9 protein-coding genes are annotated in these 13,822 nt (G+C 70.2%); 3 read left to right on the forward strand and 6 right to left on the reverse strand.

Going from position 1 to position 13,822, the window contains the following annotated elements; translation table 11 throughout:
• Nucleotides 1-103 precede the first annotated feature (103 nt).
• Entirely contained in the window at nt 104-2,023 is a 1,920-nt protein-coding gene (locus KUA19_RS43150) for a fibronectin type III domain-containing protein (protein WP_254550187.1), read from the forward strand.
• 187 nt (nt 2,024-2,210) lie between these two features.
• Here KUA19_RS43150 and KUA19_RS26850 read toward each other — a convergent pair whose 3' ends face one another.
• The 6 genes from KUA19_RS26850 to KUA19_RS26875 all read right to left on the reverse strand — a co-directional run bounded on the left by KUA19_RS26850 (nt 2,211) and on the right by KUA19_RS26875 (nt 8,359).
• The gene (locus tag KUA19_RS26850; RefSeq protein ID WP_217400317.1) at nt 2,211-3,470 is read right to left on the reverse strand and encodes a hypothetical protein; all 1,260 of its coding nucleotides are present in this window, start codon (nt 3,468-3,470) and stop codon (nt 2,211-2,213) included.
• 287 nt (nt 3,471-3,757) lie between these two features.
• Entirely contained in the window at nt 3,758-4,543 is a 786-nt protein-coding gene (locus KUA19_RS26855; RefSeq protein ID WP_217400319.1) for an ABC transporter permease, read from the reverse strand.
• Nucleotides 4,540-5,502 (reverse strand): ATP-binding cassette domain-containing protein, encoded by a 963-nt coding sequence (locus tag KUA19_RS26860; protein ID WP_217400321.1) that lies wholly within the window; start codon nt 5,500-5,502, stop codon nt 4,540-4,542. The genes KUA19_RS26855 and KUA19_RS26860 overlap by 4 nt, the downstream gene beginning before the upstream one ends.
• A gap of 13 nt (nt 5,503-5,515) precedes the next feature.
• Entirely contained in the window at nt 5,516-6,349 is an 834-nt protein-coding gene (locus KUA19_RS26865) for a DUF4097 family beta strand repeat-containing protein (RefSeq protein ID WP_217400323.1), read from the reverse strand.
• Nucleotides 6,350-6,400: 51 nt separating this feature from the next.
• Nucleotides 6,401-6,922: a ribbon-helix-helix protein, CopG family gene (locus tag KUA19_RS26870; RefSeq protein ID WP_217400325.1), complete on the reverse strand. Its 522-nt coding sequence runs from the start codon at nt 6,920-6,922 to the stop codon at nt 6,401-6,403.
• Between the two features lie 228 nt (nt 6,923-7,150).
• Complete coding sequence (locus KUA19_RS26875; protein ID WP_217400327.1) at nt 7,151-8,359, reverse strand: S8 family peptidase; 1,209 nt, start codon at nt 8,357-8,359, stop codon at nt 7,151-7,153.
• A 338-nt stretch (nt 8,360-8,697) separates the two neighbouring features.
• Between KUA19_RS26875 and KUA19_RS26880 the strand changes: the two genes are divergently transcribed.
• On the forward strand, nt 8,698-11,532 hold the full coding sequence (locus KUA19_RS26880) for a PQQ-dependent sugar dehydrogenase (RefSeq protein WP_217400329.1): 2,835 nt from the start codon (nt 8,698-8,700) through the stop codon (nt 11,530-11,532).
• A gap of 65 nt (nt 11,533-11,597) precedes the next feature.
• On the forward strand, nt 11,598-13,697 hold the full coding sequence (locus tag KUA19_RS26885; RefSeq protein ID WP_217400331.1) for a ThuA domain-containing protein: 2,100 nt from the start codon (nt 11,598-11,600) through the stop codon (nt 13,695-13,697).
• Nucleotides 13,698-13,822: the final 125 nt, after the last annotated feature.

The raw sequence follows: 13,822 nt of genomic DNA on the forward strand, positions 1-13,822 counted from the left end.
AGATTTAATAGTAAGTATTCTTGACTGTTAATCATCGACTCGGGACGATCTGAAAACGCTCGTCCCCAGGAATGCTCCTCCCCCCGTCCAGAACGGAGCAGCGATGAACAGACTGCGCATCTCTGTCGCAGCCGCCATTACCGCCCTCGTCGCCACCGTCGCGGCCGTCGCACTGGCCGCCCCCGCCGGTGCCGCCGAGCTGATCTCCAACGGTGGCTTCGAGTCGGGCAGCCTGTCCCCGTGGACCTGCTCCGGCGGCACCGGCAGCGTCGTGTCCACCCCCGTCCGCACCGGCACCAAGTCGCTGCAGGGCGCCGCCTCCAGCAGCGACAACGCCAACTGCACCCAGAACGTGGCGACCGTGTCGGGCACCTCCTACACGCTCACCGCGTGGGTACGCGGGAACTACGTCTACCTCGGCGTCACCGGCGGCGCCTCCAACTGGACCCCCAGCGCCGCCAACTGGACCCAACTGACGGTCACCTTCACCGCCAGCAGCACCTCCACCCAGGTCTTCCTGCACGGCTGGTACGGACAGGGCACCTACTACGCCGACGACGTGTCGCTGCAGGGCCAGGGCGGCACCTCCGTCCCGGGCGTGCCGGGCACCCCGGTGGCGGGCACGATCACGAACACCTCGATCGCGCTGTCGTGGGCCGCGTCCAGCGGCACGGTCAGCGGCTACCGGGTGTACGAGGGCAGCACCGTGGTCTCCTCGCCGACCGGCACCTCGGCCACCATCTCCGGCCTGGCCGCGTGCAGCACGCACACCTACTCGGTGGCGGCGTACAACAGCACCGGGGAGTCCGCGCGCTCGGGCAGCGTCACCGTCACCACCACCGGCTGCACCACCGGCGTGCCCGGTCCGCCGAGTAACCTGCGGGTCACCGGCGCGACCGACACCTCGCTGTCCATCGCCTGGAACGCGGGCACCGGCACCATCAGCGGCTACCGCGTCTACGAGGGCAGCACGCTGCGCACCACCACCACGGCCCTGGCGGCGACGCTGTCGGGCCTGGGCACCTGTTCCAGCCACACCTACACGGTCAAGGCGTACAACGGGACCGGCGAGTCCACCGGGGTCTCGGTGACCGGGACGACCACCGGCTGCACCACCGGCACCCTGCCCAAGCACCTGCTCACCGGGTACTGGCAGAACTTCACCAACGGGGCGACGCCGCTGCGGCTGTCGTCGGTGCCGACCAGCTACAACATCGTGGCCGTGGCCTTCGCCGAGGCGAACGCGAGCACCCAGGGCGCGGTCACCTTCAGCGTCGACTCCGGACTGTCCTCGGCGCTGGGCGGCTACACCAACGCCCAGTTCACCGCCGACATCTCCACCCTGCACTCGCGCAACCAGAAGGTGATCCTGTCGGTCGGCGGCGAGAAGGGCACCGTGTCGGTGTCCAGCTCGACGGCGGCGACGAACTTCGCCAACAGCCTCTACACCCTGATCACCACGTTCGGGTTCGACGGCGTCGACATCGACCTGGAGAACGGTCTCAACGCGACCTACATGGAGCAGGCGCTGCGCAACCTGCGCTCCCGCGTCGGCTCGAACCTGATCATCACGATGGCGCCGCAGACGATCGACATGCAGTCCACCGGGTCGAGCTACTTCGCGCTCGCCCTGGCCATCAAGGACATCCTGACGATCGTGCACACCCAGTTCTATAACTCGGGCAGCATGCTCGGCTGTGACCAGCAGTTCGCGTACTCCCAGGGCACCATCAACTTCATGACCGCCCTGGCCTGCATCCAACTGCAGAGCGCGCTGCGGCCCGACCAGGTCGCCCTGGGTCTGCCCGCCACGACCCAGGCGGCGGGCGGCGGCTACGTCAGCCCGAGCGTGGTCAACAACGCGCTGGACTGCCTGGCCGCCCGGACCAACTGCGGCAGCTTCGTGCCGCCGACGGCCTGGCCGAGCATCCGTGGGGCGATGACGTGGTCCATCAACTGGGACGCCAGCAACGGATACGCGTTCGCGAACTCGGTGCACGGCCACCTGGTCGGCATGCCCTGACCCGGTGACACGGACGAGCGGCGGGCCCCCGGGGGGGGGCCCCCCCCCCCCGGGGGGGGGGGAGGGCGTGTGGGGGGGCGGGGGGGGGGGAGGGGGGGCCCCGCCCACGGGGTTGGCCTTGCCGCCCCGGGGCTCCCGGGGCGGGGGGGGCCCGGGGGGGGGGGCCCGCCGCTCGGCGTCTGGTGGCTCAGGACTTGGCGGGCTGCGGCGTAGCGTGCTGCTGGGGCGTGGCCGGGCCGAGCAGGCCGTACCGGGCGGTGTCGAGCGTGCCCTTGCCGGTCACCGCGTAGCCCGGCGAGGCGGCGTCGGTGGTCAGCGAGATGTTTGCCTCGTAGCGGGTGTACCAGTTGGCCGCGCCCTTGGGCGGCTGGGCGGTGCCGGCGTTGATGACGTACGGCTTGGTCGCCAGCGCGGTGTTGGTCGAGGTCATGGTGACCGTGGCCGCGTTCTCCCCGGTGTACACCCATTCCACCTGCGAGGACTCGTTCTCGTCGTCACCGGTGCGCTCGAACTCGGTTGCGTTCAGCACGTCACCGCTGTACGCGGACACCAAGCGCTTCTTGTTCTTGGTGTCGTCGACGATCAGCATCGGCAGGTAAGTCGAGCCCCACTGCGGCCGCAGTTGCGCGTCCACACCCAGGATGGCGAAGTCGCCCACCACGCCCCGGCCGGCCTTCCAGTGCTCGACCACGCTGGGCAGCGGAATGTTGCCCCAACTGTGCTCGTGGAAGCCGTGCCCGTCGAACTCGCGCACCTCGTCGTAGATCTTCAGCGTGCCGGTCGCCTTGCCGGTCGGCACGGGCGCGGTCCAGCCGTAGTACGTGTCGGTGCTGCCGAGGAAGATGACGCCGGTGCCGGGCCGGAACGGCGCGGCCTGGTTGGTCAGCGTCAAGTCGAGGCCGAAGTCTCCGTCACGCCCGGTCAGCCGATAGGTCTTCGTGTCACCGGTGAGGCTGAACGGACCGATCTTCACGTCGCAGCGGTCGGTGGCGCTGGAGAACTGGTTCCAGGCGTACGTCTTGATCACGTCGAAGTTGGAGCCCCACGGGAACGACATGACCAGGCTCGCGGCGGGCAGCCGGTTCTGCTCGGTCGGATTGAGGGTGAGCGCGTCGCCGGGCCGGGTGCGCAGCGTGAACGTCACCACCGTGCCGTCGTCGGTCATGAACTCGCAGTGCCAGCGCTCGTACACCTTGGGGTCGCTGTTGACGGCCGCGGTGCGGAACCCGCCCTCCCACGGCTGGAACTGGTCGGCCTTCAGCGACAGCCGCTCGTAGTCCGACGGCGCGTCGCCGAACGTGTTGAGCGTGGCGGGCGGCAGCCCGGCCTTGGGCTTCTCGTCGCTGCCGCAGCCGGCCAGGGCCGGGATGGCGGCGAGCGATCCGGCCGCGAGCGCGCGCAGCACGGTGCGTCGCGACGGCGTGGAGCTGTACAGATGAGCATTCATGGCGCCGTCCCATCGCCCCGGCCCCGAGCGGGCGAACCGCCGGAGTCCAACCCATTGATTGTTGTTTGCGCAGAATATACGGCTCACTGGCCGGGTTGGCGGCGATTTGAGCAAAGTGTCCGTGGGTCGCGCAAGACCACTCAATTTGCCGGGCAATCATGGGAATGGGGCCACAAGATTCGCCCGATTGCCAGGCAACTTGAACGATCTTGTAGGCTCGGGCGGGGTGGTGACAGCGCGAAGCGCCCCCGCGGCCAGGCCGGGGAGCGCACGCGGAACCGGTCGGCTCAGCGAACCGGATCGCGGCGGTACAGCCGCTTGGCCCACAGGTAGCAGCACACGGTGATGCCCACGCCCCAGGCGACGGCGCCCACGGCGTTGCCGCCGATCGGACCGCCCAGCAGCAGCCCGCGCAGGGTCTCCATCATCGGCGTGAACGGCTGGTACTGCGCGAACCAGGCGACCGGGCCGGGCATCGAGTCGGTGGGCACGAAGCCGCTGCCCATGAACGGCAGCAGGATCAGCGGCATCGGCAGGTTGCTGGCCGACTCGATGCTCTTGGCGACCAGACCGCAGGCCACGCCGAACCAGGTGATCGCCAGCGAGATGAGGGTCAGCAGCCCGGCGGCGGCCAGCCACTGCACCACATTGGCGGTGGGGCGGAAGCCGACCGCGATCGCCACGCCGATCACCACGGCCAGGGCCAGCAGCATCTGCACCAGGTTGCCCAGCACGTGGCCGGTCAGCACGGACGGGCGGAAGATCGCCATGGTCCGGAACCGGGCGATGATGCCTTCGCTCATGTCCTGCGCCACCCCGATCGCGGTGCCCTGCGCGACACCGGCGATGGCCAGCAGCAGGATGCCCGGGGTGACGTAGTTGGCGTAGACCTCCCGGCCGCCACCGGCGGCGATGCCGTCGCCGAGGGTGCCGCCGAAGACGTACACGAACAGCAGCAGCATCACCACCGGCACCCCGATCAAGTACATGATCAGCGGGTAGCGGCGGGCGCGCAGCAGGTACCGCCGCAGCATGGTGGTCGAGTCGCGCAGCGCGTAGGTGGCGGTGCTCATCGGGTGGCTCCTTCGAGGGTGGTGGCGGTGTCGGGGCGCCCGGTCAGGGCGAGGAAGACGTCGTCGAGGTCGGGGGTGTGCACGGTCAGCTCGGCGACCTCGACGGCGGCGCGGTCGAGCCGGTCGAGCACCTCACGCAGCGAACCGACGCCGCCGTCGCTGGGCACCTGCAGGGTCAGCGCCTCGTCGTCGCGGGTGTTCGGGCCGAGCGCGCGGGCCGCGGACTCCAGTTCGGCGAGCCCGGCGAAGCGCAGCCGGATGTGCCCGCCGGGGATGAGCCGCTTGAGCTCGGCCGGGGTGCCCTCGGCGATGATCCGGCCGTGGTCGAGCAGCGCCACCCGGTCGGCGAGCTGGTCGGCCTCCTCCAGGTACTGCGTGGTGAGGAGGATGGTGACCCCGCTTGCGACCAGGTCGCGGATGATGTCCCACATGGTGCGACGGCTGCGCGGGTCCAGGCCGGTGGTCGGCTCGTCCAGGAAGATGACCTTCGGGTTGCCGACCAGGGTCATGGCCAGGTCGAGTCGGCGCCGCATGCCGCCGGAGTAGGTCACGACCGGCTTGGTGGCCGCGTCGGACAGGTCGAACCGGGCCAGCAGGTCCGCGACGCGGCGGCGGCCCTCGGCCTTGGGCAGGTGGTTCAGGTCTGCCATGAGCATCAGGTTCTCGGCGCCGGTGAGCAGGTTGTCCACGGCCGAGAACTGGCCGGTGACGCCGATCGCGGCCCGCGCGCCGTCGGGGTCGGCGGCCACGTCGTGTCCGGCCACGACGGCCTGGCCGCCGTCGGCGCGGATCAGCGTGGACAGGATGTTGACGGTGGTGGTCTTCCCGGCGCCGTTCGGGCCGAGCAGGGCGAAGATCGTGCCCGTGGGCACGTGCAGGTCGATGCCTTCGAGCACGGCCGCCTTGCCGTACGACTTGCGCAGGCCGGTGACCGTGATCGCCGATCGGGGGGTGGTCATGGGGTGCTCTCCTTCAGGAACGGTGGATGATGATGTCGCCCCAGTGCGTGCGGGCCCGGATCTCGACCTTCTCGTCGGTCTCCCGCGGCCCTTCGGCGCCGGCGAGCTCGTTGCGTACGGCGCCGGTGGCGTTGAGGTCCAGCCAGGCGGCAGTGCCCTCGGGGATGCCGACCTCGAGCTTTCCGGCCGCGGTCTGCAGCACGACCGCGCCGCGGACGACCGCGCCGACGCGGATCCCGCCGTGGGCCGTCTTGGCGGTCAGCCCGGCCGCGGCCCGGCCGACGTTGATGCCTCCGTTGGCGGCGTTGATCCGGGCCGGGCCGTCGGCGTCGCCGAGCCAGATCTCGCCGTTGGAACTCTTGAGAACCGTGCTGCCGGTGACGTGCCCGACCCGCAGGCGGCCGGTGCCGGTGGCGGCCTCGGCGTCGCCGTCGACGTGGTCGACCCACAGGTCGCCCGCGCCGGTGCCTGCCTGCAGCGGGCCGGTCTGCTGCAGGTGCAGGTCGCCGTAGCCGGTCCTGACGCGGCACTCGCCGAGCCGTCCGGTCGCCCGCAGTGAGCCGATGGAGGTCGAGCCCTCCAGGCCGGAGCCGGTCGGCACGTGGATCTCGACGTCGATCGACCCGGGCTTGCCGAACAGCGAGCTGGTCTTCGGCGTCCGGACCAGCAGGCGCCCGGCGGTGAACTCGACCCGGGTCTGCTCGGCCAGCTTCACCGACTTTGCGTTGTTGTTGCTCGGTCGCACGGTCACGACGGTGTCGGTGCGCTCGGCCGCGTGCACGCGCACCTCGGCGGCCGAGACCTGGATATCGACGATGATCGGTGTCGGTGTGTCGAAAGTGGGCATGGTGGTCCCCTCGTGGCGGGTAGGTTGAGAGAAAGTCCTGGTGGAGCCGGGTCAGCGGACCCAGCCCGTGTAGCGCTGGCCGCTGTCGACGACCTGCGCGGAGGTGGGGCGCGGCGCGGAGTCGGCGCCCAGCATGGCGGCGGCGGCGCGGACCAGCCACGTGTTGACCGACATCCGCTCGCGGGCGGCCGCCTCCTCGATCCGGGCCTTGAGGTCGTCGGGCAGGCGCAGGTTGATCCGGGTCATCGGGCCGCGCTCGCCGGAGCCGTCCTCGACCGGGGCGGAGGCGGGGGCGGGGGTGGCGGGTTCGCCGGCGGGCGGCGTCTCGTCCAGGCGGGGGGTCACCACGAAGCCCGGGTCGCGTCCGCGCAGGCGCAGCTCGACCGAGCCGGGGGCCATGTCGCGGGTGATCTCGTCGGCGGCGGCCGACAGCGCTTCGAGCAGCGTCAGCCGCACCGCCGACTCCAGCGGCGCGGTGAGGCGGTCGGCGAGCGCGCGGGCGTCCTCGCCACCGGCCTCGGCGGCGGTGGCGAGTTCGCGGCGCAGCGTCTCGACGTACGGCGTCAGATCCATGACGTCACTATGGCACCAAGATGGCACCACTCGCAAGCCATTCTGGCTCATTCGTGTGCCATGAACGCGCGGAAGGGGCCGAACCCGCAGGTCCGGCCCCTTCCGTGCGGACGCCAAGATCGGTCGAGGGAAGTTTCAAGATCGGTCAAGTTGCCGGGCAACCGGGCGAATCTTGGGGCGCCTTTCGCCCGATTGCCCGGCAGGTCGGGTGATTTAGGACCCCTGTGGTCAGAGGGCGCGCTTGTTGAGGAGGCGGTTGGGGGTGCCGGACAGGGTGCCGGTGACGACGCCGGTGGTGGCGTTGTTGATGATCCAGGTGTGGACGGTGGCCTGGGTGGCGTCGCCGTAGGTCGCCTTGTAGAGCACGGCGATGCCCGCGGCGTGCGGGGTCGACATCGAGGTGCCGTTGTAGCTGCCGGTGGTGTTGCCCGGCAGCGTCGACACGATCGCCGAGCCGGGGCCGTAGATGTCGACGCAGGAGCCGGTGGAGGAGTAGCTGGCGCGGGCGTCGGTCGAGGTGGTGGCCGCGACGACCAGGGCGGCGGTCAGGTTGCGCGGTAGTCGGTCGCAGGAGTTGCCGCCGGTGTTGCCCGCCGAGGTGGCCAGGAAGACGCCCGCGTTCATCATGTTGGTCAGCGCGGTGGCCAGGGTCGAGCTGTAGGTGATGTTCCACGACGTGTTGGCCACGGCGGGCTTGACGTGGTTGCTGGTCACCCAGTTGACCGCCGCGACCGCCCCCGAGGTGGTGCCGCTGCCCGCGCAGTTGAGCCACTTCACGCCGTGCAGCGACACCTGCTTGGCCACGCCGTACGAGGTCGAGCCGATGGTGCCCGCCACGTGGGTGCCGTGGCCGTTGCAGTCGGTGTTGTTGCTGTCCACGGCGTTGTAGTTGAACTGGGCCCGGCCGCCGAAGTTCGGGTGGCCGGCGTCCACGCCGGAGTCGATGATGTACGCGTGCACGCCCGCGCCGGTCGCGGTGTAGCTGTAGCTGGCCGACAGCGGCAGGTTGGTCTGGTCGACGCGGTCGATGCCCCAGGCGGGCGGGCTGGGCTGGGTGGTGTCCAGCACGTGGTGGTGCCACGCGTCGCGCTCGATGGCGACCACGTCGGAGCTGTGCGACAGCTCGGTGACCTGGGCGGGGCTCAGCGCGGCGGCGAAACCGTTGACCGCCTTGCCGAAGTCGACCCGGGTGGTGGCCTTCAGGGCGCGCAGCGCCGTGCCCCTGTCGGCGCCGGGGCGGAAGGTGACGAGGTAGACGCCCGGGATGACGGTCGTGTCCGCGTCGGCGGCGGGTGCCGTGATCGGGACGGGGATCGCGCGGTACGGCGCCCCGGCCGCGGTGGCGGAGTCGGGTAGGGCCACGAGGGTGACCACGGTGGTGGCGGTGATGGTGGCGAGGGCGAGCAGGCGGTGGCGCCAGGGCCGTGTTGATGACACGTCTTCCTCCACATACCGGTGGACGTCCTGGGTGGACGGTATCTGGCCGGGAGATTACATAGACGTTGTTACGACTATCAATGCTTTGGGCGTGACGTTTTCGGCGGTAGGCCGGAACTGGCGCGATGCCGCCAAGGACAACTTTCGGTGAGATCGACAGAAGTTCTTGTTGGCACATCTGAAAGTGTGGACACATCGATGAAAAGTCTCTAGGGTGGCCGTCATCAATGTTTCGTATGTGTAACCGGCGGCGCGGTTACCCCTGAGCCCACCCCGGCATCCGGCGCGGCGGCGCGCGCCCTGCCTGGCCTCTCCCAGTCAGGAAGGGTCGGACCCCCATGTCCACAAGACACGCGTTCAGACGTACCCTCAGGCACGCGGCCGCGGCCGCGCTGCTGCTCACCGGCCCGGCCCTCGTGGCCGTCGCCACCACCGCCGCCCCCGCGGCGGCGCACACCATCGACCCGGCCGGATTCCAGCAGATCGAGCTGGCGCGCGGCGTCGCCGAGATGGGCGAGCCCATGTCGCTGGCCGTGCTGCCCGACCGGTCCGTGCTGCACACCGCCCGCAACGGCACGCTGCGCCGCACCGACGTCAACGGCGTCACCTCGGTGGTCGGCACCATCCCCGTCTACACCCACGACGAGGAGGGCCTGCAGGGCGTCGGCATCGACCCCGGCTTCGCCACCAACCGCTACATCTACCTGTACTTCGCCCCGCCACTGTCCACTCCGGCCGGTGACGCGCCCGCGACCGGCACCGACTGGACGGCCTGGACGGGGGTCAACCGGCTGGCCCGGTTCACCCTCAACGCCGACTTCACGGTGAACATGGGCAGCCAGGTCAACGTGCTGGACGTGCCCGCCAACCGGGGGCTGTGCTGCCACGTCGGCGGCGACATCGACTTCGACGCGGCGGGCAACCTCTACCTGTCCACCGGCGACGACAGCAACCCGTTCGACTCGGCCGGGTACGCCCCGATCGACGAGCGCACCGACCGCAACCCCGGCTACGACGCGCAGCGCTCGGCGGGCAACACCAACGACCTGCGCGGCAAGATCCTGCGGATCAAGGTCGCCGCCAACGGGACGTACACGATTCCGTCGGGGAACCTGTTCGCGCCGGGCACGGCCAAGACCCGGGCCGAGGTCTACGCGATGGGCTTCCGCAACCCGTTCCGGATGAGCGTCGACAAGGCCACCGGCGTCGTGTACGTCGGCGACTACGGCCCCGACGCGGGCACGACGGATGCCAACCGGGGCCCCAGCGGACAGGTCGAGTTCAACCGGATCACCTCGGCGGGCAACTACGGCTGGCCGTACTGCACCGGCGCCAACACCAGCACCGAGACGTACAACGAGTGGAACTTCGCCACCAACAGCACCGGGGCCAAGTTCAACTGCACCGGCGGGCCGACCAACAACTCGTTCCGCAACACCGGTCTGACCACGCTGCCCGCCGCGCGCCCCGCCTGGATCAAGTACGGCGGGGACAGCGGCACGCCGACCGAGTTCGGCGGCGGCTCCGAGTCGCCGATGGCCGGGCCGGTGTACCGCTACAACGCCTCGTCCACGTCCGCGGTCAAGTTCCCGCAGGACCTGGACGGGATGTTCTTCGCGATGGAGTTCGGGCGGGGCTGGATCAAGCCGATCCACGTCAACGCCGACGGCAGCCGGGGCACCATCGACGCCTTCCCGTGGACCGGCAAGCAGGTCATGGACTCGGCGTTCGGCCCGGACGGCGCCCTGTACGTGCTCGACTACGGCACCGGCTACTTCAACGGCGACGCCAACTCGGCGCTGTACCGCTTCGAGTACGTCGGCACCGGCAACCGGGCGCCGATCGCGAACGCCAACGGGACGCCGACCTCGGGTTCGGCGCCGCTGACGGTCGCGTTCTCGTCGGCGGGTTCGTCGGACCCCGAGGGCGGGGCACTGACGTACTCGTGGGACTTCGGTGACGGGACCAGCTCGACGGCGGCCAACCCGAGCCACACGTACGCGACCAACGGGACCTACACCGCGACACTGACCGTACGCGACCCGCAGGGCGTCGCGGGCGGCGACAGCGTGATCATCACGGTCGGCAACACCGCGCCGACGGTGTCGCTCAACGTGCCGGGGGACGGGCAGTTGGTCAGCTTCGGCGACACGGTCAGCTACTCCATCTCCGTCAGCGACACGCAGGACGGCGCGATCGACTGCGCCAAGGTCAAACTGACCTACGTGCTCGGCCACGACCAGCACGGGCACCAGATCACCTCGAAGAACGGCTGCTCGGGCACGATGACCATCCCGGTCGACGGTGAGCACGACGACGCGGCGAACATCTTCGCGATCTTCGACGCGGAGTACACCGACGGCGGCGGGCTGACCACACACGCCCAGGCGATCCTGCAGCCCAGGCACCGGCAGGCCGAGCACTTCGGCTCCTCGCTCGGCATCAACACGTTCACCAAGACCACGGCCGAGGGTGGCAAGACCGTCGGTGACATCCACAACGGCGACTGGATCTCGTTCACGCCGTACCGGCTGACCAACGCGACCGGCTTCACCGCCCGGGTGTCCTCCGGCGGGGTCGGCGGCACGCTGCAGGTCCGGGCCGGGTCGGCCACCGGCACCGTGCTCGGGTCGGCGACCGTCCCGGTGACGGGCGGCTGGGAGACGTTCACCAACGTCAGCGGCACCATCACCAACCCGCCCAACGGCACCACCGCGCTGTATCTGACCTTCTCCGGTGGCGCGGGCGCGCTGTTCGACCTGGACTCGTTCACGTTCACCACCGCCGCGGGCGTCGGGCCGATCAAGGGCCTGGGGGGCAAGTGCCTGGACGTGCGCGGTGCGGCCACGGCCGACGGCACCCAGGTGCAGATCTACACCTGCAACGGGACCGGGGCGCAGACCTGGACCGTCAACGGGCAGACGCTGCGGTCGTCGGGCAAGTGCTTGGACATCTCCGGCGGCGGCACGGCCGACGGCACCAAGGTGCAGATCTGGACCTGCAACGGGTCGGGCGCGCAGAACTGGGTCTACCAGTCCTCGGATCAGACCCTGCGCAACCCGCAGTCGGGCAAGTGCCTGGACGTGTCGGGCAACAACTCCGCCGACAGCACGGTCGTGCACCTGTGGACCTGCGTCGCCGGGGCGGCCAACCAGAAGTGGACCCTGCCCTGACCAGCCGCGGGCCGGGCGGCACCCCCCGCCCGGTCCGCTCCCTCCCTCGTTAAAGGAGCAACCCCGTGCGCAGCATCCTGCGAACCGCGCTAGGCACGGCCGCGGCCACGCTGACCGTGCTCGCGGCCACCGCCTGTCCGGCGGCCGCCGCCGACACCCCGTACGACGTGCTGGTCTTCTCCAAGACGGCCGGCTTCCGGCACGACTCGATCGCCGTGGGCACCCAGGCCATCCGTGATCTGGGCGCCGCCAACAGCTTCACCGTCACCGCCACCGAGGACGCCGCCGCCTTCACCACCGCCAACCTGGCGCAGTACGAGGCGGTCGTCTTCCTCAACACCACCGGCGACGTGCTCAACGACACCCAGCAGACCGCCTTCGAGAGCTACATCCGGGGCGGCGGCGGGTACGTCGGCGTGCACGCCGCCGCCGACACCGAGTACTCCTGGCCGTTCTACGGCAACCTCGTCGGCGCCTGGTTCGCCTCGCACCCGGCGATCCAGCAGGCCAACGTCAAGATTGAGGATCGGGCCAAGGCCGCCACGGCGCACCTGCCGCAGACCTGGACCCGCACCGACGAGTGGTACAACTACCAGACCAACGTCCGGTCCACCGCGAAGGTGCTGGCCACCCTCGACGAGTCGTCCTACACCGGCGGCGGCATGGGCGCCGACCACCCGCACGCGTGGTGCAAGACGATCGACAGCGGCCGGTCGTTCTACACCGGCGCCGGACACACCCAGGAGTCGTACGCCGACCCCGCGTTCCGGGCGCACCTGCTCGGCGGCATCCGGTACGCCGCCAACCGCACCAAGGCCGACTGCCGCCCCGAGAACGGCTACACCGCCCTCTACAACGGCTCGACCACGGGCTGGTCGCAGGCGGGGCCGGGCAGCCTCACCAACAGCGACGCCACGCTGACCACCGTCGGCGGCATGGGCCTGTTCTGGTACAGCGCCAAGCAGTTCACCTCGTACTCGCTGAAGCTGGACTGGAAGCTCACCGGCGACTCGAACTCGGGCGTGTTCATCGGCTTCCCGCCGTCGACCGACCCGTGGTCGGCGGTGGACAACGGCTACGAGGTGCAGATCGACGCCACCGACGCCGCCGACCGGACCACCGGCTCGGTGTACACGTTCCAGTCGGCCAACATCGCCGCCCGCGACGCCGCGCTCAACCCGCCCGGCGAGTGGAACACCTACGAGCTGCTGGTCGAGGGGGAGCGGCTGCAGATCTTCCTCAACGGCGTGAAGATCAACGACTTCACCAACACCAATCCGGTGCGGAGCCTGGCCGGGCACATCGGCATCCAGAACCACGGCACCGGCGACACCGCCGCGTTCCGCAACGTACGGATCAAGGAGCTGGGCGGCACCACGCCGACCGACGTGACGCTGCAGGCGGAGTCGTTCACCACCGCCAGTGGCGTACAGGCGTTCACCAAGGCGGGCGCGAACAACGGGCAGACGCTCGGCTATGTCGACCCGGGCGACTGGGCGTCGTACGCCAACGTCAACACCGGCGGGGCGACGAGCTTCCGGGCCCGCGTGGTGTCGGGCGGTCCGGGCGGTGCCATCCAGGTGCGCACCGGCTCCACTACCGGCCCGATCCTCGGCACGGTCGCCGTGCCCAACACGGGCAGCTGGTCCACGTACGCCAACGTCAGCGCCCCGCTGACCGGTGTGCCCACCGGCAACCAGACGCTGTTCCTGACGTTCACCGGCACCGGCACCGGCCTGTTCGACGTCGACGACTTCACCCTGGTCAAGACGGCGACGCCGGGCACCGGCCCGATCAAGGGCCTGGCGGGCAAGTGCCTGGACGTACGCGGTTCCGGCACTGCCGACGGCACCCAGATCCAGCTCTACACCTGCAACGGCTCCGGGGCGCAGAACTGGACCGTCAGCGGGCAGACGTTGCGGGCGCTGGGCAAGTGCCTGGACGTCTCCGGCGGCGGCAGCGCCGACGGTACGAAGATCCAGCTGTGGACCTGCAACGGCTCCGGCGCGCAGAACTGGGCCTACCAGTCCGCCGACCAGACCCTGCGCAACCCGCAGTCGGGCAAGTGCCTGGACGTGTCGGGCAACAACTCCGCCGACAGCACGGTCGTGCACCTGTGGACCTGCGTCGCCGGGGCGGCCAACCAGAAGTGGACCCTGCCCTGACCGTGTCGCGGGCCGGGCGGTGAGCGTCGCCCGGCCCGCGACCTCGACAAGTTTTGGCTGGTCACTGGCGTGGCGATGGCGGATCGGATCGGGACTGTCTCCGTACGATCTGGCCAATCGTTGTG

Source organism: Catellatospora tritici (assembly GCF_019083965.1).
GTDB lineage: Bacteria > Actinomycetota > Actinomycetes > Mycobacteriales > Micromonosporaceae > Catellatospora > Catellatospora tritici.